The organism is Salinimicrobium oceani (genome assembly GCF_012037645.1).
In genome coordinates, this window is sequence record NZ_JAAVJR010001001.1 from 1 (window position 1) to 375 (window position 375).

The following is a 375-nucleotide window of genomic DNA, read 5'->3' on the forward strand; positions in this document are numbered from 1 at the left end:
GCATCCAGGTTACCAGGAAGAAAGAAGAGATCGCCACAAGTACGATAGAGATCCAGTTACCTCTGTTAAGGGCTGACTGAACTTCAGCTTCTTTAGCCGAATTACTGCTGATCTTTACCAGTAAGGTTCCAACTATGGAGAAAATAATTCCGAAGCCGGCAATTGCAATTGGCAACAGGATAGGTCCTATTCCGCCAAAACCTTCAGAAATAATATCGCCTCCCATGTCTTTGATCACATAATTACCAAGAACCATGGCTGCAAGAACGGTAGCCACATAACTTCCAAAAAGGTCGGCCCCCATTCCCGCAACATCTCCCACGTTGTCACCTACGTTATCGGCAATAGTGGCAGGGTTACGCGGATCATCTTCAG

At 46.4% G+C, this 375-nt stretch carries 1 protein-coding gene; it reads right to left on the reverse strand.

What is annotated here, in order from left to right; all coding sequences use genetic code 11:
- On the reverse strand, positions 1-375 hold a 375-nt coding region (locus HC175_RS20465; protein ID WP_209310151.1), incomplete at both ends, for a sodium/proton-translocating pyrophosphatase.